Origin of the sequence: Desulfosarcina variabilis str. Montpellier (assembly GCF_048565275.1) — a bacterium.
Classification (GTDB): domain Bacteria; phylum Desulfobacterota; class Desulfobacteria; order Desulfobacterales; family Desulfosarcinaceae; genus Desulfosarcina; species Desulfosarcina variabilis.
The window spans coordinates 6,337,119-6,360,337 of record NZ_CP159846.1 but is presented as its reverse complement, the minus strand read 5'-3'; the positions used below and the strand labels follow the sequence as shown (position 1 = coordinate 6,360,337).

The following is a 23,219-nucleotide window of genomic DNA, read 5'->3' as shown; positions in this document are numbered from 1 at the left end:
CCTCATCTCGTTGCTTGCCACAGGCGAATGCAGTTAGTGTGATAGAAAACAATGTTGAGCAGTCGTCTGAACTGCCGCAGATAATAAAGTCGGTTTTTTTTAACATATGCTTTGTCGAAAGCAAATCCCATCATGCATTTTTGCCGGGAGTAATGATGGCGCTGTCCATCCCCGCACCAATGGCAAGCACGAGAAACGCCAGATTGACGAACTTGCGGGCCGGTGGATTGAACGCGGTACGGCTATCTATAACCGGTCACATGGGGGCCGGAATTCCGAACAAGGATGGTCATTCATTAAAAGTGGAAGCATTCATTTGATGGCGAATCAACAATTAAAGAGTAGTTTTATATCAAAGGGTAGTCATTTACCAAAGCGCATGGCACCCATTGAAGGTCGTTTATTGAAGAGCAGAGAAAGTAAAAAGCACCTCCGTTTACGAAGCCATGACTGTTTTACGCTCGACAAATTTTCGTGTTTGCGGGAAACTTCTCTTGTTGTGGTTGGCTGCTTCCACTATGCACAAGGTAGCGATTCCCGTACAAAATGGAATTAACGAATGCAACTAAACGTAAAAGGAACGAAAGGGCCGACTGAAGGGATTGGCCGCAAGGGGGACTCTGGAAAACGATGCAATAAAATTTTTTTTATTGCATCGTCCGCAGGGTGTTTTCAATTGATTCTCACACGTCTGATTGTGTCTTTTTGTATATCCAAAATTGGTAAATCTGTAACTTTTCGTGCATCACCCAAGGCGATCAATTGAGAAAATAATTCATTGGGTTCACGGCTACCCCATTCAGGCGCACCTCATAGTGCAGGTGTGGACCGGTGCTGCGCCCCGTATTGCCCACCAAGGCAATGGTTTCACCCCGTTTGACCCGCTGACCCTTTTTCTTTAAAAGCGTTTGAATGTGGCCATAGCGCGTCACCATGCCATACCCATGGTCAATGGTGATCATGTTTCCCATCAGCCCTTTACGTGCTGAGTAGGTGACGAGCCCATCTGCCGGTGCAAGGATCGGCGTGCCCGCTCGGGTCGCAATATCAAGGCCGCGATGAAACTCGCTGCGGCTGGTAAACGGTGACTGTCGGCGACCAAAGCGCGAGGTGATCCAGCCTTTGACCGGACGAATGGACGGTGTGGCGGCCAAAAGGTTTCGTTTGCCTTCCAATTGGCTGAAAATGGAAGCAAAAGCGTTTTGCTGGTCGTGTGAAGCGTGATCCATTTCATTGATTTCATCGTGCATGGTGCGGATCAAATCTTGATAATCCTGTTCTATCATCGTTGTCGGATCGATTTCTTCCGGATCGGATCCACCCACTCCGAAGATGCTCTCACCACTATCTTTGGGGTCAAGATTGGCGATGACGCGAATTTTCTGTTCAAAATCATGCAGGTCGGCCAATTGGCCTTTAAGTTGTTCAATTTTTAAGGTGAAGGCTGCGATCTGATGCTGTTGGTGGTCAACCAACTCTGCCTGTGTTTGTAAATTGGCACGTAAATTCGGGATGCTTTGGTTGGCGTCCTTTAAACGAAGATAGTCTGTGATGCCCAAGTAAACCATGATTGCCGCCCCAATAAAGAGCAGCATGCCCATGGGCAAAAGCAGCCTTGGAATGCTCGCCTTTTGCACCGGGGTACCTGTTGCATCAAAAATCCAAACGGTTAGCTTCTTTTTCAACATCACAATGATAAGCCTTTTAGGGTATTAGTGTTGAAGGGCCGGTGGGGTCATGGGGACCAATGATACCGTGCAATGGCCTTCGAACCGGCCTTCCCGCTGGCTGGTGATATGACCGATTCGCGTTTCGATCTGCTTCTTGGGGCAGTGGGTGTCACTGCTGTAGTAGGTCATATTAAAGACGCTGCCGGCCTTGAGTTTGGGAAGAACCGCCGAATTTTCCTTGACCACAACAAACATGGCGCTCGAATCGCTGCGCCAGATCTTGAATTGATAAAGTGGATGCGGTTGATCAATGGTAAATTCCACACTGTAGAAACGTCCAGATTCCATTGATGCTTTAAATTTTTTAACTGTATGGGTATTCATTTTGAAAGCAGTCATAACAATTCCTCCGAGATTCAATATTCGGTTCGATGCTATTGGGTCATTTTATAAACAAATTATAAGCAAATGCCATGCCATTTATCTTTTTTATAAATGCCACGCATCAGATCCGCCATATCTATTGGTAAATTATAGAAATACTTGAATTGCTAAGAAAAAATGATATTAGGCAAGGTCCCGGATTTCGTACCGGGTGATCAGACGTGAGAGGTAGGTCCTTTGAATATCCATAACTTTCGCAGCTTTACTTCTGTTGCCACGGGTATGCTTGAGGTTGAGCAGAATAAACTCTTTTTTAAATGCGTTGAGGGCTTCGTCGAGGGTCAGCCCCACCTGCATGCCAGAGAATTTTTGAACGGATGGCGTGATGGGCAGATCTTCAGGCAGGATCGTTTTTCCGTCTCCCATGACAACGGCACGCTCAATGGCGTTTCTTAATTCACGAATGTTGCCGGGCCAGTCATATTGCGTCATTTTTTCCATGGCAGCACTGGAAATACGCAATGCGGACAACCCTGCCTCCTTTTTGAAAAGATCCAGAAAGTGTTCCGCCAGCAAAGGGACGTCTTCGAGGCGTTCGCGTAAAGGAGGCATGTTGAGTGTCACGACGTTCAAACGATAATACAGATCCTCCCGAAACGTGCCTTTTTCGACTTCATCTTTAAGATTTTTGTTCGTGGCCGAAAGCACCCGTACATCAACGGTAATCGGTGTTGTTCCCCCCACCCGATAAAAAACACCTTCCTGTAGTACCCGCAGCAGTTTGGCCTGAATCCCCGGAGCCATTTCCCCGATTTCGTCAAGGAATAACGTACCTTCGTGGGCAGCCTCGAATTTGCCGATTTTTCGGCCCGCAGCACCGGTAAAAGCGCCTTTTTCATACCCGAACAGCTCTGATTCCAGAAGGGTTTCCGGTAAGGCCGCGCAATTGAGCACCACCAGTGGTTTATCCTTGCGGGGGCTTTCACGATGAATCAACCGTGCCAGGAGTTCTTTGCCGGTTCCACTTTCCCCTTGAATCAGGGCGGTGGTTTTCGATCGGGATAGTTTCTGTGCATCCTGAAGCGCTTTATTCAGAATGGGGCTTGTTCCGATAATTTGGTGCTTTTCGCCAAGTTCCTTTTTAAGGTCCTGGTTCTCCTGGCGAACCTGCTCCAGGCTACGCGCACTGCCGATGGCCAGGGCGGCGAGGCTGGAGAACTCTTCAAGCACCTCCATATCGGTTCGTTTAAATTGGCTTTGGTCCCTTTTGTTGATGACCTGGACAACGCCAATCGTGCGCTCGTTGATCTTTAACGGGACGCATAACATGGAGCGGGTTTCATAGTCGATACTATCGCTGATTTCACGCATCCAGCGGTCGTCCTTTTGTGCGTCTTCAATCAGCATGGCGTTGCCGGTTTTGGCAACCAGACCGGCAATTCCCTGACCGATCTTTACCCTGAATTCTTTGACTTCGTCACCTTTCGCACCGGTGGCAACCTTGAAATAGAGCGTATCGGTTTTGGCATCCACTAGAAGCAGGGATGCTGCTTCAGCTTGGACAACATTGGTCGCCGATTCAATGATCAACTGGAGAAGCTTGTCCAGATCCTGGACCGATGACACCCAGGATGAGATCGCTTTCAGTTGATCAATAGGCCTATATTTATCCACACTATCTGTTGTCATTTCTAAAAAAACTAATTTGGCAGAAAACGAATAGCGTTACCATATTGGAAACGACGGTATCAGTCCTGCAGTTGACTTCATATTAGCCCAAGTATTTATCAGGTGTCAAATCAAATGATGGATATCATTAAAGATCGGAAAGTCCGTGACAGGATGGCAACATCCCTTGCTATTGGTGCTTTTCCACACCGTGGATCGATAACGGTGCATCGCTTTTTTTCCACCGTCAGCAAACAGACGAAACGCTTGTGATTCAAGGATAAATCGTCTACAAATAAATACATGACTTCAGGTTTTTAAGACCAACTGTCATTTCATTTAAAAAAACAGTGGAGGTCTGATTCTGTCCGAAAACAATCGTATCCCGGAAAAGGTGAAATCCGTTCATTTGATTGCGGTGTGTGGAACGGCCATGGGTGCCCTGGCGTGTATGCTCAAAGATGCGGGGTATCAGGTTACCGGTTCCGACAAGAATGTCTATCCGCCCATGAGTCGATTCCTGGAGGAAAAGGGGGTGACGGTCATGGCCGGATTCGATGGGGACCATTTGTCCCACCGTCCGGATTTGGTTGTGATCGGCAATGCCGTTTCCCGGGACAATGCAGAGGTCCTGGCCACCATGGATATGGAGCTTTGCTATTGTTCGATGCCGCAGGCGGTCAATCGATTTGCCGCTGCCGGTAAACGCCAGTTGCTCGTTGCCGGAACCCACGGAAAAACGACGACCTCGGCCATGCTGGCCTGGATGCTTTTTTCGGCCGGCCGGGATCCGTCGTTCATCATCGGTGGTATCCTGCCCAATTTTACGAGCAACTATCGAAGTGGAGAGGGCGACTGCATCGTCATCGAAGCCGATGAATACGATACCGCATTTTTTGACAAGGGTCCCAAGTTTCTCCATTACACCCCGCATGCCGCAATACTGACCAGTGTTGAATTCGATCATGCGGACATTTATCGTGATCTGGACCATGTCCGGGATGCTTTTGGACGATTTATCGGTCAAATACCGGCCTCGGCCCTCCTTGTCAGTGTGGATGATGATCGCAATGTGCTTGATTTGGTGGGGCGGGCCGTGTGCCGGCGGCAAACATACGGTCTTGAGCAGACGTCACAATGGCGGTTGGGAGAAATTATCATCGAGCCGCCCCAGACCCGATTTCAGGTGCAGAAAAATGGAGCACTGTTCGGATGGTTCAGTACACGCATGATCGGTGTGCACAATTTGAAAAATACCCTGGCCACCATTGCCGTGGCCGACGATCTGGGACTGAGTCCAGATGATATTGCGAAGGCGTTGGAAGGCTTTTCCGGTGTCAGGCGGCGACAGGAGATCCGTGGTGAAAAACGCGGTATCGTGGTGATGGATGATTTTGCCCATCATCCCACGGCTGTGCGCGAAACGCTTGCCGCAGTGAAACATTACTTTCATAACAATCGTGTGGTTGCCGTATTTGAGCCGCGGACCAATTCAAGCATGCGCAAGGTATTTCAAAAGGACTATGCCGGCGTGTTCGATCCGGCGGACCGGATTTGTATCCGCAAGCCATCCATGCTCCAAAAAGTCCCCGAAGGGCAGCGCTTCTCCAGCCAACAGCTTGTCGCCGATCTGATCAAAAGAGGCAAGGATGCGTCCCACTTCGACGATACAGAAGGCATTATTGACGATCTGGTTCGCACATCAATGCCGGGTGATATTATCCTGATCATGTCCAATGGCGGGTTCGACAATATCCATGAAAGGCTCTTGAATTCTTTGTAATTTTCATTTGGCGGGAGAAAATTCTGGACGTTTTCTGGACGTTTTTGGGTTTTTAGGGGGATCAATCAGGGTGTCCAGGGTTTCGATTTCGGATTTAAATTTTCCAGGGACAAAATGAAAATAATAATCCAGAGTGATGCCAATATTCCGGTGCCCGAGCTGGTTGCTGACATCGGCGATATTATGGCCGCGTAGGATTCGTACCGTTGCATAGGTGTGCCGCAGGTCATGGACTCGGATTTTTGGGAGCCCGGCGGTCTTGAGGCATTTTTTTAGGGCGTTGTTATAGGAACACTGGTCGAGCATATTCCCCTTGTGGTTGGCGAAGACAAATTCAAAAGCCTTCCCGCCAGTTCCATTTCTAAACGACTGTTTCCTTTGTTCCAGTTTCAGCGCATTCAGGGTTTCAATCAAATGCGGGGGCGCATCGACTTTGCGAGACTTACCGCTTTTAGGTGTCCCAAATCTGCCACGATACCAAATCCGCTCAATGGATATGATCCTCGTTTCAAAATCAATATCCTCCCATTTCAGCGCCTGGAGTTCACCGAATCGGAGCCCGGTCATCAAGGAGCAAAGCAGGGGAGGGTAATACCAACCGCCGACGAACTTTTTAGCCGCTTCGAGCAGCATCGGTATCTGCTTTTCTGATAGCGGGTTGACGTGCCGCGCGGTATTTTTGGATTTTTTAACTGAAATGTCTTTGGCGGGATTATGTGGGATGTATTCATAATCGACAGCCTGAGCCATGACGCCGTTTATAGGTGCTTTCAGAAGGGATACAAAGGCGGGTGCCGCCCCTTTGACCAACTTGTCATCAAGAAACCGCCTGATCATGCTGCGGGTGATTTCATCAATCCTAAGCTTGCCGAATTTGGGCAGGATGTGCTTTCTGAGGTTGAACTCGTATGAGTCCCTTGTCGATGGTTTCCATTCGTGGGGCAAGGATAACCAAACCTTGGCTATTTCGCCGAATGTGGGCGTTTCGCCGGTTTTATCTCCTGAATACTTGAGTTGAGCAACGGTGGTTTCCCCCGTCTTGAGCTTCGCTTCAAGAAGTGTTGCTGCCGCTTCAGCAACAGCTTGATCCTCACCAGCCGGTTTTTTTAACCTTTCACCCTTCCAGATGATATCGAAGAAATATGCACTGCCATTGTCATATTTTCTGACTTTGACTCCCATGTTACCGATCCTTTCTGTTTGGTGCCCGGCTGGAAACCGGGCGCCGTTTCCGATCATTTACCGATTGTTTTTTTGAGCAGTTCATTGGCCCTTTCGTTGATTGTAATGGGTTTGTCCTTGATCTGTTGGTGAGACTCACACCACTCTTCCAATGCCTTGCCATTGATCAATGTGAGCCGGGAATTGATTTTGTTGTGCGGCAGGCCTTTGGAATACCAGCTTTTCAATGTTCGTTCACTGACCCCCGCATATTTGGCAGCTTCTGCGGGTTTCTTGCATCCGGTATAATATTTGATTCTGATCATAGGCTTCCTTTCTTAATCGATTTGGATTTTAGGTTTCCGTTTTGGTGCTTTGGTTTTCCTCCCGATCTGCTGTTCCCCCTGCTGATTGCCTTGGTTGGGTTCCTGGATTCCCGCCGATGCGCCATAGAGCAGGCTTTGAACCGTCGCAACGTCATCGGGGTTTTCAATTTTTGCCGATTCGATCAACCATAACAGCGTATCCGACATCGTTAGCCCCCTCATTGCCGCCAGCATCCGTAATTTGCGGTGGATCGGTTCGGGGCATCGAACCGTAATAGACTTGATGTTTTCGGCTTTAGCCATTTGGCCGCCTCCTCTCTTATTAAAAATTAATAAACTATGAAAAATTAATAAATGTCACCCGTAATGATAAATGTCAACAGCAAAATTTCAAACAAAAATACCCGGTCCCTCAGTAGGACCGGGTATCATGTTTCTTGTCTCCAGGATGAGTGCCTATACGGCCTGTCGAATAATTATTTACTGGTTTCCATGGGAAGAACGCTTGTTTCGTTTATAGATATCACAAATTTTATGTGTTTTAAGTTGGTTGTAATTACCTGTACATATCTGTATCCGCTCTCAATTTCCAACGAGATGACATAATCCAGGCTATCACAACATTTGACAGGGCTGGCTGACGCAAGGTACTCTCAAATTGACTGTAGTCGTAAGAAAAAGACAGATAACTTGAAATAGAAATTAATGAGATGTTAGATAAACAGCACATATTCGCACTATTTATTGGCTATGGATCCATTTTTGCCTTGCTTTGGTGCCTTAAAAAATTCAATTCATTAAGAGAATTCTTAACGTGGGTGAGTTGGGAGTTCTCTGGTCTTCGTTTTGTATATGAAAAAGTTTGGCCGCCGTCTCCAAATGTGCGCGAACAGAGAAAATCACCACCTACATTTGTGATTTGGGTTGTTGGTATTTACGTTGCTTTGTATGGATTGGCTTACCAAAGATTTGAAAATGCTAGAAATATGTTAGAGTTAAAAACAAACGCGGTTATCGGACAGCTTGCAACCCAAACTTGGAGAATGACGCTAAACAGAATACCCAAATTACAAAATTCAAAGATCCCTGTTAACCCAGATTTTTTAAATCCAATTTCAATATATACTTCTATGTTCGGGGAGGGGATAGCGGATATTGAGAATGTAGAACTGTTAATAAGTGTGCTCGAAGCATGGAAAGATTCCCTTCATGGTTTAGACCTAACCAACGCTAACTTAACCGGGGCGAACCTTCGTGAGGCAAATTTAGAAAATACAATATTGATAGGAGCGAATTTAAATCGGGCAGATCTTTTTCAAGCTAATTTAAAAAAATCATTATTAGTTAATGCCTCATTCGTTGATGCAATGCTTGATAAGGCGAATCTTGAAAAAGCTGGAATCACTGGCTGTAATTTTAGCGGTGCGAGTCTAATTGAAACTAAATTGATTGACATTGTTACACCTACAACTGATGAAAGATTCGAAAAAAAATATAAAAGTGGGTCAAAAAATGTATTGCTTACAAATGATTATGTGCCACCTGGAGGAATAAACTCAGAGAACTGTAGGCTTTTATGTAATGCCTTGACTTTATACAATGCTGAGATGTCAGAATCCCTAAACAGATTAATAAAATCAAAGTGTCCTGATGTATTGGGAAATAGTCCATTCCCAAAGAAAATGGAAAATTTTAGAATCAGGATACAATAAAGAAAGTGTATCTTAACAAATCATTGAATTCATGATCAGCACCGCTATGAGAGGGCATATGCTACACTGTGGCTATAAGATTATGTATCCACAAGTTGATTTAATGAATTGCTTTCATAGTTAGTTAATGATGGGGTGGCGGGATTCGAATGTGCGTCCAATTTACAGACTACTCCAACTAAGTGCCGGTCGGTCGCTATTGCAAATATCGACATTCCGTTTAACCAAAATCTTTCAAAGCCCCTATACAGATATCAATACCAAATCCCCAAACTTCGCCTGTCCAGATACAGCCTGTATATCATTATGAACTGGCAATTATGTAGATAGCTGGAAATACACGTTTTTAAGTGACCCTAATTTCGCCAGATACCCTGTACGTATCTTTACCCGATACTAATTTCAAACGAGACGACATAATCTCGTATATCACAATATTTGACAGGGTTGGCTGCCGCAAGGTAATCTTAATTAATTTGTGATTAATAGCAACGCACTTCGCGTAGTTACCAATATTGTTAATTAATTAATTTTATTGATTTCTACTGATAAATTTTATTGGATAATTTTGAAAAGCGGGATTGTCATTAGAATAGGGCGAAATTGCCCGAGAACATAATCAATATAAACTTGTAAGGGTAAATTGACCTGATAATCAATGGTTAGGTATTCTACAATATGGACACTAATTTTAACACTATGCTCAAACGTGAAATCCGAACTTATGCTTATCTTTACATGGGCGCTAAAAAAGAAGTTCAAGCTGCAGGCGAAGACATCGATTCTGGTATGAAAATGCTCAAAAGTATGAATGCCATTATTCTTATCGCCTTCTCGCTTGAAGCATTTTTCAATCATCTTGGACAAAAAAAAATTAAACATTGGAAACATTTTGAAAAAAAGTTATCTCCCAAAGAAAAATTAAATCTATTGGCTGAGCATTTTAGTTTGCCCCTCGATTATTCAAGAAGACCGATGCAATCAATTAAAGCCATCTTTGATGTCCGTAACTTACTTGCTCATGGTAAAACTGAAAATCTTCAAGAGTTCCGTGAAGGCATTGTCCCAACGGAGTCTGTACTAGAATTAAAGTCTAAATGGCAAAATGACTGCTCGTTTGAAAATAGCAGTCGGTACTTGAAAGATGCTGCCGAAATAATAGAGCACTAAGCGCTGGCGAATAGTGTAACGCCAATGTTCGCAAAATAATAATGCTCGCATTTTGCATGCCCCTAAGATATCGATAGTTTACTTCTCTTACAAGATGACATCCAAATGCAAAAAACCGGCTCGGTTTTCTGTCATTTTTCATTTTTTGACTGATTCCGGTCAAAAGCCCCCGGAAGTATGCAATCTAAATGATGGGGATTTTGTTCAGATCCTCGGGTTAAAGCTTAAAATGAAGGGGGTTGGATCGGTATCGGCTAAAGTCGGATCAATGGTTGGAGGGAAGATCGGTGAGGACTGTCAGGGCTAAATTGATATCCACAAGGCTATACTTGAGCTCCTTGGCCTTATCCTGGCATTCTATGCAGATTTCTTCAAATTTTCGCATATCACCGTCGGTGGCGGCATATATCTGCTCAATGGCTTCCGAAGAAAAATTTTTATACTCGGCAATAAAGTCTTCAACGATGATAGGATAAATCGTCAGTACCTTTAAACGGCTGAGAATATCCGGATGTTCACTGGCCAGATACGTTCTGACCTTGGGCAAGCCTGCAAAAACCATCGGGATGTATGCATCAATAATTCTTTTAAAATACGGCCAGACCCGGCGATCCAGATCATTGGCCTCATCGATTACAATAAAAAAACCGGTCAGGCTGCAGATTTTTTTCAGATTCCGGGACGTGTGCCAATGGGTTGCCACACCTTCATAATTTAGCTCCTGAAGGATTGATGCCAGGATTTCATGTTTGTTGTCCAGTGATTCGAGCCAAACCGGTTTTAATTTTTTCGGCTGGATCAATTGTAAAAAGCGGGTCTTGCCGGCGCCGTAGGCGCCCTCAATCAACACGCTTTTGCCCCGGTACATGCGGGTATAGACGCTGCTCAGATACGATACCCGACGCTTGTCATTGATGAAGTGTTCTTTGCGCTTTTTTTTCATGGCCCACTCGCCTTGCCCGGTGCAAGCTGATTTCGCCGATACCGATAATAATCGATGGCAAATGCGTTGAAGCGCACAAAACCGGCTCTGTCTGGCTCGTCTAGCTTGGCCACAAGCCGATCATAGCGTTTCGTGTTGTTTTCAAAGACGGCCTTTGCGATATCAAACGTCAGTCCGTTTCGGTAGCAGGCAATCAGGCTTTTCATATCAACGCTCATTTGCCTGGCTTCAAGATATGCAGCAATCTGTTCAACCTCATTTTGTTTCAGCCTTTTTTCTGACTTTTCCACCACGGATTTGGGTTTTTCCGACCGCTGCTGGCACAATGCCTCGCCCAAAAAAACGCCGTCTTTTTGGGGCTCAAAAATATAGAGTTTGTTGTTGCAGCAAGACACCTGAACGGGCGTGCTTTTGTGCGAACTGAATTTCTCAGCCCCCACAACCACGGTATATTTCTGTTTGTCGTAGGTGATGGTTTTTTGCGTGGAGACAACGGCTTTTCGCTTATCAAATCCATAGCGGATAAAGCCCTGCACGTGATCCGGATCAAATGCCAGGGTATCCTGATCCGACAAATATGCCGCAAGCTTTTCCCTGGGTACCCATTTTACCGATTTACCGGCCTCGGTAAATCGGTGAAGGCTTTCATTGTGCTGCCGGCGATACAATTCAAGCATCCGGCTGTGTCTTAACTGATCGAGGCTGATGTCCAGAAAGGTAACGACAATGGGCTCTTTTTTATTGCCTTTAAAGGCCCATCCCGGTTCGGTTTTTAAGATTTTGTCGGCAAACTTTTTAATGATACGGATCTCAAAATGATGCAGACTGCGATGGCTCGACTCCAGATGCACCTTGTGCTTCGGTGACCTTGGGCCGGTAAAGTCCGGCTCCATATAAAATCCATCGGGCAGCGAGTATTTGATGTTCAGTTCGTGGATAGGCCGCTTCAGGTTCAAAAACCCTTTGGCGCGATCCGGACGCAGCCGGATGCGTTTTTTGGGAAACGGCCCGTACAGTAAAAACCGGGTAAACAGATCCAGCGCATTGAGGCTGGTTTCCGAAAAATACAGTTCCAATACGAACATATACCGCGATCCGGTATCATAAAATTCGATCACCTGCGGTTTACGCCACTTTCCGTTTTCATCTTTGATTTTGATGTACTGAAAGCTGCAGCCGTCAACCTGCACCAAATCAAAAATGTCCTCGGGGTTGAAAAACCCCTTGGCCGGCAGTTCATCAAAATCGGGCTTTTTCAAATACAGATGCAGGTTTTCCTGGCGAACCAGACGGTAAAGGGCGTGTATGGAGATCTTTTTCTCAAATTCTTCTTCCAGAAATTGATGAAAGATCGTGATCTTTCGCGCCTTTCGGGTAACGTAGATAAAATTGTCGTCATCGGCATCACAGGCGGCTTTGACCATTTGAATAAAGCGGTTTTTTACGTCACAAGACAGCGCACGCGGCCGTCCGCTGCATTTTCGGCCCTCCATGATGCCGCGGCCGGCAAGCAGCAGTGGCTTGGGGATGATACCTGTTTTTTTATACTGGTCCACATAATACTTTTTGGCGCGGCGCTTGGCCGAACCGGTCTTGTTCATAATCTTTTTATGCAGCAAGATCATGAATTGATCATCTAAAGAAAGCGTTGAGATGTCCTGCTCTATCGCCACAATATTTTCTCTTTCATCACATTGTTCCAATACAAAGCGGTTTTTTGTGACGTTTTTCTCCAGCCGTCATTTTGCGCAATGCGGATCTGACAGAGCATCGCACGCACGGCTTTTTGGTAATCGGTGCTGATGACCTCGCGAAAGGCCGCTTTGGTTTTTTGCTCACCCAAGTGAGCCGATACGAACTTTTTGATATTCACCGCGGTGAGCGTTTGGCCGGTTTCTAAAAAATCGCGCCACACCCTTCTTTGGCTAAAGGCATCTATCCGGGTGAGGGGCCGGGCCTGTGATTCGTTTTTGGGCAACACCTCCCCAATTGGCGACAGGTTATCGATCACCGCAGCGGCCTCAATGAGCCGGTAGGCAGTAGAGCGGCCCATATCCCATCGACGCCTGAGATAACTTTCAAAGCTGTTAAAGGTCAGCTTGTGATAATGCCGGCCATCGCGGATCTCTCTGAGCGCTTTTCCAACGGCATAAAAATCCTGTCGATATTGTTTAATCACCGATTCCAGCTGCGAAAGGCGCCTTTTGGACAGAGCCATTTTCTGTACCCGATTCCTATCCATTTGTGCGGGTATCGGTCAGATGAGGTTTCAAATACTCAACCGTTTCCACGAAGCTTTGGGCGGTGACCGCCATGACCAAATCAATGGGATTAAAATTAATTTTGCACTCGAAGCATCTAGCCAGGTTGGTTTTTGGGTTGGTCGCCGTGTGAAATCCGTGGCAAACCGGACAGCGAAACCGGAGGTAGTTTGTACCGGTTCGCGTTTCTAGTGCCAAGGTGTGGATCATCTGGTCAATATCGATCTCATTGCGCAGCCTTTTTAAAAAACCATCCGTGTATGAACCCATAATCGCAGCCTCCTTTTGTGCTCGCCCGTTCAAGTTGGGGCGTTATGAAGGCACCGTATATCAAGTTCACACAGATGTTATTGCAAAGTCGGTGAAATCCGATTTGTTCAAAAACGCCACCGTCTTGAAAAACCACCAGCAGACAAAAAGGCAATGCTTCCTTTTGGGGGTTTTGTACTTTCTTTCAGGGATTTGTATCAGATCCAGATTTTCAAAAGACTGTGCAACGCTGCTTTTTGGAAGTGATTTTTTTATCCCATCGCAGGTAAGATCGGCTAATGTGCTGATCCAGCGATGGACGCTCGATGGTGCCAGGGCCTGGCCGCTGACCGGCCGTTCGGGGACACCATCATCGGTCATTACCGCATCTTCGTAGGTCTTGTGATCATCTTGCACATAGGCGCGGCTGAAGCTTTCAATGCTCTGGCGGGTGTAATGCTTGTTAGCAATGGCAAAATCCGGATAGCACGTGATGGTCTTTCCGCAATCCGGGCACCTGAAGCGCACCAATGTGCAAAGCACGGCTTCGACAAGCAACTCAACGATAATCAAAAACCGGCGTTCGCGGTATGCATGCAATTTGAAAAATCTGGACTCAACCTGACAGCGCGGGCATGGCGGAAGGCTGTGCGGTGTGATTTTATCCTTTTCTACTTTTTCCTGATATGCTCTAATATCATTGTATGTCGCTGTCGGCGGCATCGCTTATCCCTCCTGTTTATTAGTGTTTTGTGGTGATTCACTTCATAATACAGGGGGGATATTTTTTCAAAAGTGCGGGGTATGTCCATTTCATTCCCGGGCGGGATATCCGGATCGCACAGCAGCGGGGTAGCTTTGCCAGCGGGGTATAAATTTGTTACTGTATTTTGTAAAACCTTCCGTTACACTATTCGCCAGCGCTTAGAGCACCTCTACAAAGAGAGTGGCGAATTTGGTGTAGGTCTTAATGACCTTGGCCCAGGTGCATGTATCAAAATACCCACCGAATCCTAACAACTAGTTATACTGGAATTAGCCAACTTGCGTTGTTTAATTCGATAAACATTGACGTTAGGTTTTAAAAGATTACCGAAAACGAAATGGAAATAGAAAAACTTATCGAAAAGGTCGTAAGGCTTCGTATTTTCTATGATCGAAATCTTTTCACAGATTCGATGCGAGGAAATGTGATAATACTATCCTCAGTAATTGATGCGCTTCTGGTTTTTATAATCAAAAATGAAACGTCACTTAGGAAAGACGCTTTGAATAGTTTGAGAAAGGGTAAGGATGCATACAATACCTTTTCCAAGGCAATAGATACATCACTTTTACTTGACATGATTAAAGAACCAACTGCGAAGGGACTTCATTTATTACGAAAACTAAGAAACGATTTGGCACATGGCGTCGAATTGATGGGAAATGACTCTGAAGTGTCCCAGAGGATTAGTCAAATCTCAGAGGTGTTGAAGTCCGTTCCTCATGACGAACCAAAATGGGTTCTCCATGGAGTCGCTATTAAGTTGTTACATGGGATCTGCTACGATTATGCTGAATCACGTGGCACCAGCCGAGATGAGATCTTGGCTAAATGGGGACCTATTCGCCAGCGGATTTTAGAAGGCAATATCCAACCTCCGCATTAACAGGGACGGTGAAGACCATACCGCCCGTGACGCAGGTGTTAAGACTGCGATTCTTCCAATCTATCGCAGGTTGGTCTTGATTGCAGATAGATGCAGTCCGGTCGTCCAAAAGCATTTAGTGCTTCGGTAAAGATTACAATACCATATTTCACATTCGCTACACCTGCAGATACTATTCAAGTCACCCATCCACCCGCTCTTTCAATTCCTTGCCCGCCTTGAAAAACGGCAGCTTCTTCGGCTTGATTTTGACACTTTTACCGGTTTTCGGGTTCCGCCCGGTGTATCCTTCGTATTCCTTGACAAAAAACGAGCACAACCCGCGAATTTCCACACGGTTCCCTTTGGCCAGGGCATCGGCCATCCTATTGAAAAAGAGGTCAACAACGGCGGCAGCTTCGGAATTGGACAGATCGGTGGCGTATTTCAATGCCTGGATCAGTTCGAGTTTGTTCATCGGGGCGGGGCTCCTTGGGCTGTGCAGGAAATAGAAAGAGGGGATTTTTGAAAACCTACTATTGTATTAACAATAATGTCAATAAATTAGTTTGGTACAGTTGTTCTTTGACGGTTCCCCAAAACGGCTGGGAGGGTGTTAAGGTGCCCGGCCAAGCCAAGCCTCGCCGAGCTATGACTGGCCGTGCCTCTATGCCTGGATCTTATTTTTTGTAAGCCACTTATGGACCAAGGATCGGTCGCAACCGTATTTCTCGGCGATCTTGACCTTGGTGACTCCCATTTTCAACAATGCAACGATCTCATCTCGGTGACAGTCAAGCTTGCTCTTGAATGATCCCACGGGCCTACCGAGTTTGACGCCTTCCTTTTTCTTTGCTGCCAGGGCTTCTTTTGTCCGCATGCTGATAAAGTTCCGTTCAAGTTCTGCGAACAGTGACAACATCGTTGCCATAACTTTCGATTGAATGTCATCGCCGTTGAGTTCGATCTTTTCCTTTACCGAAAAAACGGCAATGCCCCTTTCTTTGGCCGCGTTGAGGATCTCCAAAACTTCCAGGGTACTGCGCCCTAATCTGGAAAGCTCCGGGGTGATAATCCGGTGTCCAACTGAAAGGTCGTCGACGATGCCGGCTATCTTGCGTTCCTTCCAGCTTTTGCGACCGGATACCTTCTCTTCAACAAATTCAACATGGCCGAATTTCCGATCATTAGCGAACCTCAAAATATCATCCTTGTTCTTCTCGGTATCCTGATCCTGGGTGCTGACTCTGAGGTAGGCAACATTTCTCGGAACAACCGGTTGTCGCTTGATCATGGTGTTTTCAGCCATATTGGAATCCTTTCGATGACGAGGGAAAGAAAATGTCAAAATCTATCTTCTTTTCCCATAAAAGTTTCCAATAAGTCAATCGTTTTCGTTCCCTTTTATGTTTCCATCAAACGATCGATTTCTTGCACGTTTAAGGCTGGAGGAGGGGAGAAAAGACCAAATTTAAAATTTAGGGCGTTGCGATTGCCAGATGAAATATGACTTAGGATCGAGGTTGAAACAAGGTATTGTAACCTGGATCTGCATCGAATTCGATTTTGAATGGTCGGATTATAGATATCTGTAATCGGTGCTTCCGGTGATTATTTGAAAATATCGCAAATTCAATGCCCATATAAATCTTGAGGTTAGCTCACGTCGCTTTTTCTGCCCAAACAATAAAGTTAATATCTGCCCATATTGCAGCACAATTTCTTAAAAATGAATGTCTTGGCGAATCGAACTCCTCATCTTCAACGCGCTTTAAACTGTAGCACCTGTCACGGATGTGTTTACTCTTAAAACTAACTGCTTCAGAATTTTCACCTAAAATTGAATGTGCAAAATCATTTCTAATTTTTCTGATTATCGTTAAATCAGAGTATGCTTGTTTTGATAATAGCCCTAATGAATAACCGATTTCGATTTTTGATGAAAATGTTGATAGCGGACCATTTCCTTCGAACACTTTTTTTTCGTTAGAGTCAGAATTAACAAATTTGGTTTTTATGGCTGCTCTCAGTTCTTCATCAAGCCACGTTGCAACAATCAAAGCAGCTCCACGATCACTCTGTTCATTAATTTCTTTTATAAAATTGGTTTCTCTTTTTATGTCAAATACGTACTTTTTCATATCAATATAAGCTAACTTTCCACATCCGTTAGCGAGTCGGGTTTAATGGCAAGGATAGCCAATAATCATTTCATTTCCTCTGTATAATATGGCCTAATGTTCCATGGTAGCATTCTTCCAGACATCAAACTGACTTTTGAAAAGCAATCTTCATTAAGTACCCAATAATATAAATTTACTAAATCATCCGGAAATAGCTTAAGACCTGTTCCTCCAATGAATCCAAGATGATTTCGAATTAATGTGTCTTTGATTATAGGGAATAGAGGTTTAGCATATTTGTATCCTCCGCAAACCATTGAAACTGTGATACCCGTTATTAAATCGGCAAGCTGCAATGGCCTTACAAGGTGAGAATGAGTAGTCAGGATATTAAGTGCAAAATTATCAGGCAGAGAATATTCAGTACCGCGTTGGTATCTGTCCAGAAAATTAATTAGAAACTTCTCTTCTTCCTTCCTTCCGCCTGATGGTCTATCTGCTACAATAATACCGATATTGTTTTTCTTTTTCCACTGAACAGATATTCTCTCAAATAAAAAATCAACGCATTTTTCGAAAGCAGCATCTCCTTGAAGAGACGTACGCCCTGTGTCCCATGCTATTACAAGGCTTTTAATGTCATACTTTTTTGTTGCGTTTAGGATTTCTGAATAGCAATTTGTACGATCACTTCCATGTAAATATCGATAAATATAGCTCTTTCTATCTGGAGACCATTTGATTTCTTCACCATCAGGGATATTGTACCGAGTTGCTATTTGATTTATCTCTGCGGTCAGAGGGCGGATGTTCTGTGGTGTTATGAATAGTCCACCAAATCCAATCACCTTGCCCATCCCTTCCCTGATAGATTTTTGGACGGTATCGTCAGCAAAAAATATTTCCATGGCTTATCTCAGGCTAACGCATCGCTCACCGGAGAGGGCCGCTCTTTGGCCCGAATCCGGTGAAGCGAAAGGTTAAGTTGTCGATCTATTCTTTAAGTCCATACACCGGTAAAGTCCTGCTTCTGCAAGGAGCTGGAAGAAGCCATATTTAGACTTTGACAATAAATCCTTATAGATATCAATCGATAGATCATAGTCGCCGGCTCTTTCAGCTTCTGCCGCCTTCCTTTGAATAACATTAAGACCTTCGAATCTTTGTTGGTCATTGGAATATTCTTTGGCGAAGTCTCTTTTTATGTCGGGTCTCATTTGATAGACCACATCGCGAACTTCCCATAACTCAACAATGGAACGACCAATATGCTTGAGCATTTCTTTTTGATTCACAAGAGAAAGCGCTCTAATTTCGCTCGCTGCTTCCTCTAAACATTCGAGGGACTGTCCTAATAACAAGTCGAGATGTTCAAATGTTGCCATGATATTCCTGAAACTTAACATTGATATTCAATAGACGTCTATTTTACGTCCCATATGGGGATGTTATATAGACGTCATGATAACATTCCAAATAGAGCATAAAATAGACATTTTCATCCTACCATCGTATTTGGAACCAATTTTTATCAGGAAATTAGAATTGCGACAGATGAAGATTACCTTGCGTCGGCCATCACTGTCAAATACTGTGATAGACAAGATTATGTAAACTCCACTGAAAATGGGTGCAGATACTGATAGGTACAGTTATGTTGCGAAGCGACATATCTTATTGAAATAATTTGGTTTTTAGGGGAAGGTGGTGTAGATTTTTATTTGCATTGATTTTAATGTGTTACACAGTTTGTTGCAAATTTGTCACAAAAACCGCAACATAAATAATTTACCTATAGGGCACCTCTACGAAAGCTGACTTGTGGCGACTTCTTTGCTTTTAGTCTGCAAAATGGGAAAAAAACAAATTTTATGCCTCGTTTAAGTTTTTTCATTGGAATTACTTCTCCATTTCCGCTGAGGTGCTTTAAATGAGGCTTTTTACGATCCGAAGAAGAGAACTAAAATTCTTCCATATCGTATCACTTAAATAAAGCTATCAATAGCCACTAAGGAAGTCAATGCAATAGTTATAATTAGATGAATTATATAGAAAATATTTATTTTTTTGTGAATCAAATAGAGGAATCAGAAAAACGAATCAAGAGAATTAGCAACATAATAAAATCGGCAACATAAGTACAGGATATTTGCCGTTTTGACATCCCCTGAAAACGTGTGTTTTACAATACCTCTAAGATACCATCAGACGTATTTCCCTTTAACCGATAGAGCCAAGTTCCTAAAGATTGTTTTGTTAAAATCAGGAAATTATGGCGATGCCGTGACATTGCCCGATCCACAGATATTTGCTGGAGGTTAACATCGGGGTTGTCTGTGTTAACGCTCATGTTAATCCGTATCCGCAATCGATACGATTTTTTGTCTGATTTCAATCAGTTGTGAAAGTAAACATTGGCCGTTTTCGTCGCCGGTCTTCATGATGAAATCCATGGCTTTGTCAAAACCGGCACTGCCGATTTCTGTTCGACCTGGGTGGGTGCCGGCAGGGCTGACTCTGGCATCGACGGCGTGATTAGCAGTTGATTGATCGTTCAGGAGCCGTGTGCTTTGAATGATCGTCGATGCCGCCTTTGCCAATTGGGCGACGGCCGCCGGATTGAGTTTTTCCTCGGTGAGAAGGGTTTCAATTCGGCGGTCGAGGGCTTCAAGGTTCGATAGGTGGCGATCGAATGCTACGCTGATTTTGTCTGTGACGATATCCACTGCCTTCACCTTCGCCGCTTCGGCAACAAGGGCTAATTCAGCGTCCCATCCATCGGCGAGACGATACTTAGCCACTGTCTGGCGGCTCAACTCCACCTTTTCGCCGATCTGCGCCATGGTCAAGGAGCCGCCGGTGGATAAATACAGCTCACGGGCCTTCATCCGCTTTTCGATGGGGGAAAGCTTTTTATCTGGTTTTCGAGCCATCGCCTTGAATCACCGCCGCATCGTGGGAAACTTGATTATCCAGAAACAACCCGAAAATCTGGGCACATTCCCTGATCTGCCATATGTCCGCCATGGTTTTTTCGATGGTCCGAACCCGCCGGAGTTTGCCCTGTTTGGTAAAAGCACGCTCAGTGCACCGTTGCAGGACTCGGCCGAGTTGGGTCAGTGAATTCAAAACATCGGGGTTGTCTACGGGTAGGACAGTTCTAACGTCGCATTTCAGCACTCGCTTCTCGATTTCGTTCATGGGTCACCTCATGTTTGAATTGCCGACGGCGTTGATGGAGGACGTTCACCGCCGGCTGTTTCCCGGCCGCCTGGGTACTGGCGGTTGAGATAGTTGGTTTTGGCCGCCCCCGGAATTAATTACATTGTCCTAAGGCAATGGTTTGCAGGGTTACCGGGGCCGGCCGGGTGCCGCCCCTGCTGGCCGACTGATCCGGTACCATTACCGGAGGCCGACCACGGCGTAATTGGTTGTCAGGGGTGGGTCACGGATGATTCCACCCCCGGCTGAGCCGCTGGGGCAAGTCCGGTGCGTTCAGCGGCTCGAAATTGTTAGGGCAGACGCTTGCCGGCCATGATGTTGGCCACCTCGTTGAGCTTCCGGCCCTCGCGGAAAAGTCCGGCCGCCATGGAGCGGCGTTCCGTGGGGCACATCAATCGAACCTTGCACCGATGCGCTTCCAGGGCCGCTGCCTGCCGTTTATCGGCCGCCGCCTGTGCTGGACTCTGAACTTTCATGCCATTGAGCGATATGACCGGGCTGCCGCCGGATCGCCGGGGCGCTGGCTGTTTCCTGGGTGCTGGTGCGGGTGTGGGCGCCTTCGGCGCGGGGGCCTGCGATCTCTCCTCAACCAATTTTTCCAAATGGTCGAGGGCTTCCAGGAATGATTTGTTCGTTCGATCGGGAATAATGCCACCTTTTTCCAGTTCATCGCCGTTTCGGGGCACTGGGGGCTGTTGAGCGCCACGTTTGCCGGGCAGTGCCACGCCATAGTGGTTGAACACCGCCTCGTTGGCTTCTCGTATGTTTTTCGAGGCATACGGATCGGCGGATTCTGCGCGTTTTGATGTCAATTGGTCAAAACTCATTGAACACCTCCTATGCCGCTTTTTTGGCGGTGATATTATCGGAGTGATTGATTGCAAATTGGATTGCATCTGCCTCAGTGCCCTCGTAGCAGATCACGGGGACGCCGGGCGGGGGTGAAATGGATCTGGCCGCCATGATAGTTTCGAAACTGGAGCATGCCCATAGGCGTCGGCCATCGGTGAAACAGACGACCGGGCTCCACGATGCTTTGCCGAGTTGAACCATCCTAGCCAGCTCTCTCATTTCCTGATTGAAGGCCCGCATCCGATCGGCGGTTTGTTGAAAATCGAATTGAATAGCCTGGGAGATGATGATTTTTTCAACCGGGGCCATCCGGGGTTTGTATTGGGTGTTCCAGATCGGCAATTGTTCGATGGTGCGCCGGAGTCGACTGCCTTTGAGTTCAAAGCCAATGGTGCGGGCCGTCGGGTTGTCGAAAGGCGTTTCAACGGTTTGGGGTTTGAGTTCGATCATGTAGCACCTCCTATTTGATTGTCAGTTTGTTGAGTAAGTTTCTTCGGTAATAGAAAATATCGAACCAATCAGTCCGAGACGAATCCAAGTTGATATTCCAAGGGGCCAAAAGATAATTTGTCATGACACCCTGATCGAGCATGGTGCTGTCTGTTACTTTCCCGTCGTGCTGCGGTAGATGTTCCTCCAACAGTTGGTTGCCACGATGGCGATTGATCCATGAAAGGCGGTTGACGCCGGGTTTGTCCTGGGACGTTAGCAACAGGTGGGCGTGGGGGCTTTTATCTGCGTTGAATCCGTCGGACGCCTTAAACACGATAATCCCGATGCCAGCGAGGTTGACGCGCTCCCTGTTGGATATGAACTTGAGCAGGATGTTCAGTTCCCTGCGGACACCTGTCAGACCGTCCGTGTACGGCCGTTTGAATGATATCGTCATGTGCCATTCCCACCAGAAGGCGTCGAGGTTAAGCTCTGCTGCTATTGCCTGTCTGTTTCTTGCTAAACGCTCTCTGTTGATTTCGTCGTAGATCCGCATCCGCTCTACCTCTGCTGTCGTCTCTCTGTCCTCACTACCCTTCGGGTACAGGTAACCCGAAAGGGCCGATGCTCTAACCGGCCGCTTGATGCTGCTGGAGGTTGTCCCAGAATCATTCGGGCATCGACGCTTTTGCGCTCTCATGCTGACGAATCGAACCAGGGCCTCTATGCTAATCGAGGAAGTTGAAACCAGTGGTAGTTGACACTAACGGGGGGATGCGGTAGGTTGAACTATTGAGTGTGACCGCATCCGGTCACCGGCTTCGGGCTGTCAGATCGCGCCAACGACTGACAGCCTATTTTTATTCTCTGATATAATTTTCCCATGGATTTTAAACGCACGTCAAGCAAATTTTCAGCATTTCATACCAAAACCTATCTTCCTGTATTCGTCAGAGGCGATCGTCAAATTTTCGGGCTTTCAGATCATCTGAGGCGTTTTGATGACTTGGAGCAAGTTTGGCCTATATATAATACTACGTATTATATATAGGTCAAAAAATCATCGATCCGCCGGTTTTGATCCTTTTTGCCGACATCGGAAACATGATCCGGGGTTTCTCCTGAGATGGTTGTGGCCGGATGCCAGCTTGACGAATTTTCCGCCCCGTGGCCACGACATCGGGCCGCCGGGGGTGTCAATGGACCCTGTCAAATATATAAGGATGCTGGTGGGTGGAGCGGGCTGCTTTGATGGTGGGGCGGGCACCCGTTTAGGCGGTAGAGCCCGGCTCCCATCGAACAAGGAGCCGGGTATTTAAACAGTACGGAAAGGTCATGTCAGTTCGGTACGTTTTCTGGACGTTTTTGACTCAAAAACTGACCTTTGTAAGAATAAAAATATAATAAAAACAAAATGTTAAAATCGAACTGGTAATGGCGGGTTTGACAATATCCATGAACGATTGCTCGATGCACTTTGAACGCATGCGTCGGAATTTTTTCATGCGTGTCACTGGCGCCTGATTATTGTCCGACAGCCAGGCTGCAAGGCAGAGGCCGTTACAGACGATTATTTAGGTTAACAGTGTTCACCGTTTTGGCTTATTTTACACAATATCCCCGATATTCCTT

General features: G+C 45.9%; 25 protein-coding genes. 5 read left to right on the top strand and 20 right to left on the bottom strand.

Going from position 1 to position 23,219, the window contains the following annotated elements:
- Positions 1-758: 758 nt before the first annotated feature.
- The 3 genes from Dvar_RS28695 to Dvar_RS28685 all read right to left on the bottom strand — a co-directional run bounded on the left by Dvar_RS28695 (position 759) and on the right by Dvar_RS28685 (position 3,743).
- A complete protein-coding gene (locus Dvar_RS28695; protein ID WP_419656570.1) occupies positions 759-1,688 on the bottom strand; it encodes a M23 family metallopeptidase in 930 nt (309 codons plus the stop codon).
- A 24-nt stretch (positions 1,689-1,712) separates the two neighbouring features.
- Positions 1,713-2,069: a hypothetical protein gene (locus Dvar_RS28690; protein ID WP_419656569.1), complete on the bottom strand. Its 357-nt coding sequence runs from the start codon at positions 2,067-2,069 to the stop codon at positions 1,713-1,715.
- Positions 2,070-2,237: 168 nt separating this feature from the next.
- Positions 2,238-3,743 carry a sigma-54 interaction domain-containing protein gene (locus Dvar_RS28685; RefSeq protein WP_419656568.1) on the bottom strand — a complete coding sequence of 502 codons (1,506 nt, stop codon included), beginning with the start codon at positions 3,741-3,743 and terminating at the stop codon, positions 2,238-2,240.
- Positions 3,744-4,116: 373 nt separating this feature from the next.
- On the opposite strand from Dvar_RS28685, the gene mpl reads away from it, so the two are divergent.
- A complete protein-coding gene (gene mpl, locus Dvar_RS28680; protein WP_419656567.1) occupies positions 4,117-5,505 on the top strand; it encodes a UDP-N-acetylmuramate:L-alanyl-gamma-D-glutamyl-meso-diaminopimelate ligase in 1,389 nt (462 codons plus the stop codon).
- A 3-nt stretch (positions 5,506-5,508) separates the two neighbouring features.
- On the opposite strand, the gene Dvar_RS28675 is transcribed toward mpl, so the two are convergent.
- The 3 genes from Dvar_RS28675 to Dvar_RS28665 are packed head-to-tail and all read right to left on the bottom strand — an operon-like array spanning position 5,509 to position 7,295.
- Positions 5,509-6,687 carry a tyrosine-type recombinase/integrase gene (locus tag Dvar_RS28675; protein WP_419656566.1) on the bottom strand — a complete coding sequence of 393 codons (1,179 nt, stop codon included), beginning with the start codon at positions 6,685-6,687 and terminating at the stop codon, positions 5,509-5,511.
- Positions 6,688-6,740: 53 nt separating this feature from the next.
- Positions 6,741-6,992: a helix-turn-helix domain-containing protein gene (locus tag Dvar_RS28670; RefSeq protein ID WP_419656565.1), complete on the bottom strand. Its 252-nt coding sequence runs from the start codon at positions 6,990-6,992 to the stop codon at positions 6,741-6,743.
- A 12-nt stretch (positions 6,993-7,004) separates the two neighbouring features.
- Positions 7,005-7,295, bottom strand: coding sequence for a hypothetical protein (locus Dvar_RS28665; RefSeq protein ID WP_419656564.1), 291 nt, complete (start codon positions 7,293-7,295; stop codon positions 7,005-7,007).
- Positions 7,296-7,702: 407 nt separating this feature from the next.
- Here Dvar_RS28665 and Dvar_RS28660 point away from each other — a divergent pair, with 407 nt between their 5' ends.
- A complete protein-coding gene (locus tag Dvar_RS28660; protein WP_419656563.1) occupies positions 7,703-8,704 on the top strand; it encodes a pentapeptide repeat-containing protein in 1,002 nt (333 codons plus the stop codon).
- 678 nt (positions 8,705-9,382) lie between these two features.
- On the top strand, positions 9,383-9,874 hold the full coding sequence (locus Dvar_RS28655) for a hypothetical protein (RefSeq protein WP_419656562.1): 492 nt from the start codon (positions 9,383-9,385) through the stop codon (positions 9,872-9,874).
- A 265-nt stretch (positions 9,875-10,139) separates the two neighbouring features.
- On the opposite strand, the gene Dvar_RS28650 is transcribed toward Dvar_RS28655, so the two are convergent.
- The 5 genes from Dvar_RS28650 to Dvar_RS28630 form a co-directional block, all read right to left on the bottom strand.
- Positions 10,140-10,817, bottom strand: coding sequence for an ATP-binding protein (locus Dvar_RS28650; protein ID WP_419656561.1), 678 nt, complete (start codon positions 10,815-10,817; stop codon positions 10,140-10,142).
- A complete protein-coding gene (locus Dvar_RS28645; protein WP_419656560.1) occupies positions 10,814-12,490 on the bottom strand; it encodes an integrase in 1,677 nt (558 codons plus the stop codon). The genes Dvar_RS28650 and Dvar_RS28645 overlap by 4 nt, the downstream gene beginning before the upstream one ends.
- A complete protein-coding gene (locus Dvar_RS28640; RefSeq protein WP_419656559.1) occupies positions 12,481-13,035 on the bottom strand; it encodes a DNA methylase in 555 nt (184 codons plus the stop codon). The genes Dvar_RS28645 and Dvar_RS28640 overlap by 10 nt, the downstream gene beginning before the upstream one ends.
- Positions 13,036-13,051: 16 nt before the next feature.
- Positions 13,052-13,348: a CHC2 zinc finger domain-containing protein gene (locus Dvar_RS28635; RefSeq protein ID WP_419656558.1), complete on the bottom strand. Its 297-nt coding sequence runs from the start codon at positions 13,346-13,348 to the stop codon at positions 13,052-13,054.
- 66 nt (positions 13,349-13,414) lie between these two features.
- The gene (locus Dvar_RS28630) at positions 13,415-14,050 is read right to left on the bottom strand and encodes a hypothetical protein (protein WP_419656557.1); all 636 of its coding nucleotides are present in this window, start codon (positions 14,048-14,050) and stop codon (positions 13,415-13,417) included.
- A gap of 380 nt (positions 14,051-14,430) precedes the next feature.
- Between Dvar_RS28630 and Dvar_RS28625 the strand changes: the two genes are divergently transcribed.
- Complete coding sequence (locus Dvar_RS28625) at positions 14,431-14,979, top strand: hypothetical protein (RefSeq protein ID WP_419656556.1); 549 nt, start codon at positions 14,431-14,433, stop codon at positions 14,977-14,979.
- A 181-nt stretch (positions 14,980-15,160) separates the two neighbouring features.
- Here Dvar_RS28625 and Dvar_RS28620 read toward each other — a convergent pair whose 3' ends face one another.
- The 6 genes from Dvar_RS28620 to Dvar_RS28595 all read right to left on the bottom strand — a co-directional run bounded on the left by Dvar_RS28620 (position 15,161) and on the right by Dvar_RS28595 (position 19,924).
- Positions 15,161-15,436: an HU family DNA-binding protein gene (locus tag Dvar_RS28620; RefSeq protein ID WP_419656555.1), complete on the bottom strand. Its 276-nt coding sequence runs from the start codon at positions 15,434-15,436 to the stop codon at positions 15,161-15,163.
- 189 nt (positions 15,437-15,625) lie between these two features.
- Complete coding sequence (locus Dvar_RS28615; protein ID WP_419656554.1) at positions 15,626-16,267, bottom strand: recombinase family protein; 642 nt, start codon at positions 16,265-16,267, stop codon at positions 15,626-15,628.
- Between the two features lie 352 nt (positions 16,268-16,619).
- Positions 16,620-17,099, bottom strand: coding sequence for an MltR family transcriptional regulator (locus Dvar_RS28610; RefSeq protein ID WP_419656553.1), 480 nt, complete (start codon positions 17,097-17,099; stop codon positions 16,620-16,622).
- A 65-nt stretch (positions 17,100-17,164) separates the two neighbouring features.
- Positions 17,165-17,989, bottom strand: coding sequence for a DUF3800 domain-containing protein (locus Dvar_RS28605; RefSeq protein WP_419656552.1), 825 nt, complete (start codon positions 17,987-17,989; stop codon positions 17,165-17,167).
- Positions 17,990-18,061: 72 nt separating this feature from the next.
- Positions 18,062-18,466, bottom strand: coding sequence for a hypothetical protein (locus Dvar_RS28600; RefSeq protein WP_419656551.1), 405 nt, complete (start codon positions 18,464-18,466; stop codon positions 18,062-18,064).
- A gap of 966 nt (positions 18,467-19,432) precedes the next feature.
- Positions 19,433-19,924 (bottom strand): hypothetical protein, encoded by a 492-nt coding sequence (locus tag Dvar_RS28595; protein WP_419656550.1) that lies wholly within the window; start codon positions 19,922-19,924, stop codon positions 19,433-19,435.
- Between the two features lie 16 nt (positions 19,925-19,940).
- Here Dvar_RS28595 and Dvar_RS28590 point away from each other — a divergent pair, with 16 nt between their 5' ends.
- Positions 19,941-20,204 carry a hypothetical protein gene (locus tag Dvar_RS28590; protein ID WP_419656549.1) on the top strand — a complete coding sequence of 88 codons (264 nt, stop codon included), beginning with the start codon at positions 19,941-19,943 and terminating at the stop codon, positions 20,202-20,204.
- 389 nt (positions 20,205-20,593) lie between these two features.
- Here the strand turns inward: Dvar_RS28590 and Dvar_RS28585 are convergent, their stop codons facing one another.
- Genes Dvar_RS28585 through Dvar_RS28575 form a run of 3 tightly spaced genes read right to left on the bottom strand, consistent with a single transcriptional unit; the run spans position 20,594 to position 22,143 of the window.
- Positions 20,594-21,130, bottom strand: a complete 537-nt coding sequence (locus tag Dvar_RS28585; protein WP_419656548.1) for a hypothetical protein — start codon at positions 21,128-21,130, stop codon at positions 20,594-20,596.
- A gap of 10 nt (positions 21,131-21,140) precedes the next feature.
- Positions 21,141-21,605 (bottom strand): hypothetical protein, encoded by a 465-nt coding sequence (locus tag Dvar_RS28580; RefSeq protein WP_419656547.1) that lies wholly within the window; start codon positions 21,603-21,605, stop codon positions 21,141-21,143.
- 10 nt (positions 21,606-21,615) lie between these two features.
- Positions 21,616-22,143 carry a hypothetical protein gene (locus Dvar_RS28575; RefSeq protein ID WP_419656546.1) on the bottom strand — a complete coding sequence of 176 codons (528 nt, stop codon included), beginning with the start codon at positions 22,141-22,143 and terminating at the stop codon, positions 21,616-21,618.
- Between the last annotated feature and the right edge of the window lie 1,076 nt (positions 22,144-23,219).

Bases quoted from the DNA above. Each gene is read 5' to 3' on its own strand.
- Dvar_RS28595 (WP_419656550.1), bottom strand. From the start codon at position 19,924: ATGGCGCAGATCGGCGAAAAGGTGGAGTTGAGCCGCCAGACAGTGGCT.
- Dvar_RS28600 (WP_419656551.1), bottom strand. From the start codon at position 18,466: ATGGCAACATTTGAACATCTCGACTTGTTATTAGGACAGTCCCTCGAA.
- Dvar_RS28575 (WP_419656546.1), bottom strand. From the start codon at position 22,143: ATGCGGATCTACGACGAAATCAACAGAGAGCGTTTAGCAAGAAACAGA.
- Dvar_RS28665 (WP_419656564.1), bottom strand. From the start codon at position 7,295: ATGGCTAAAGCCGAAAACATCAAGTCTATTACGGTTCGATGCCCCGAA.
- Dvar_RS28650 (WP_419656561.1), bottom strand. From the start codon at position 10,817: ATGAAAAAAAAGCGCAAAGAACACTTCATCAATGACAAGCGTCGGGTA.
- Dvar_RS28615 (WP_419656554.1), bottom strand. From the start codon at position 16,267: ATGGCTGAAAACACCATGATCAAGCGACAACCGGTTGTTCCGAGAAAT.
- Dvar_RS28660 (WP_419656563.1), top strand. From the start codon at position 7,703: ATGTTAGATAAACAGCACATATTCGCACTATTTATTGGCTATGGATCC.
- Dvar_RS28690 (WP_419656569.1), bottom strand. From the start codon at position 2,069: ATGACTGCTTTCAAAATGAATACCCATACAGTTAAAAAATTTAAAGCA.
- Dvar_RS28605 (WP_419656552.1), bottom strand. From the start codon at position 17,989: ATGGAAATATTTTTTGCTGACGATACCGTCCAAAAATCTATCAGGGAA.
- Dvar_RS28610 (WP_419656553.1), bottom strand. From the start codon at position 17,099: ATGAAAAAGTACGTATTTGACATAAAAAGAGAAACCAATTTTATAAAA.
- Dvar_RS28630 (WP_419656557.1), bottom strand. From the start codon at position 14,050: ATGCCGCCGACAGCGACATACAATGATATTAGAGCATATCAGGAAAAA.
- Dvar_RS28580 (WP_419656547.1), bottom strand. From the start codon at position 21,605: ATGATCGAACTCAAACCCCAAACCGTTGAAACGCCTTTCGACAACCCG.
- Dvar_RS28685 (WP_419656568.1), bottom strand. From the start codon at position 3,743: ATGACAACAGATAGTGTGGATAAATATAGGCCTATTGATCAACTGAAA.
- Dvar_RS28695 (WP_419656570.1), bottom strand. From the start codon at position 1,688: ATGTTGAAAAAGAAGCTAACCGTTTGGATTTTTGATGCAACAGGTACC.
- Dvar_RS28640 (WP_419656559.1), bottom strand. From the start codon at position 13,035: ATGGCTCTGTCCAAAAGGCGCCTTTCGCAGCTGGAATCGGTGATTAAA.
- Dvar_RS28675 (WP_419656566.1), bottom strand. From the start codon at position 6,687: ATGGGAGTCAAAGTCAGAAAATATGACAATGGCAGTGCATATTTCTTC.
- Dvar_RS28620 (WP_419656555.1), bottom strand. From the start codon at position 15,436: ATGAACAAACTCGAACTGATCCAGGCATTGAAATACGCCACCGATCTG.
- Dvar_RS28670 (WP_419656565.1), bottom strand. From the start codon at position 6,992: ATGATCAGAATCAAATATTATACCGGATGCAAGAAACCCGCAGAAGCT.
- Dvar_RS28625 (WP_419656556.1), top strand. From the start codon at position 14,431: ATGGAAATAGAAAAACTTATCGAAAAGGTCGTAAGGCTTCGTATTTTC.
- Dvar_RS28635 (WP_419656558.1), bottom strand. From the start codon at position 13,348: ATGGGTTCATACACGGATGGTTTTTTAAAAAGGCTGCGCAATGAGATC.
- Dvar_RS28585 (WP_419656548.1), bottom strand. From the start codon at position 21,130: ATGAGTTTTGACCAATTGACATCAAAACGCGCAGAATCCGCCGATCCG.
- Dvar_RS28655 (WP_419656562.1), top strand. From the start codon at position 9,383: ATGGACACTAATTTTAACACTATGCTCAAACGTGAAATCCGAACTTAT.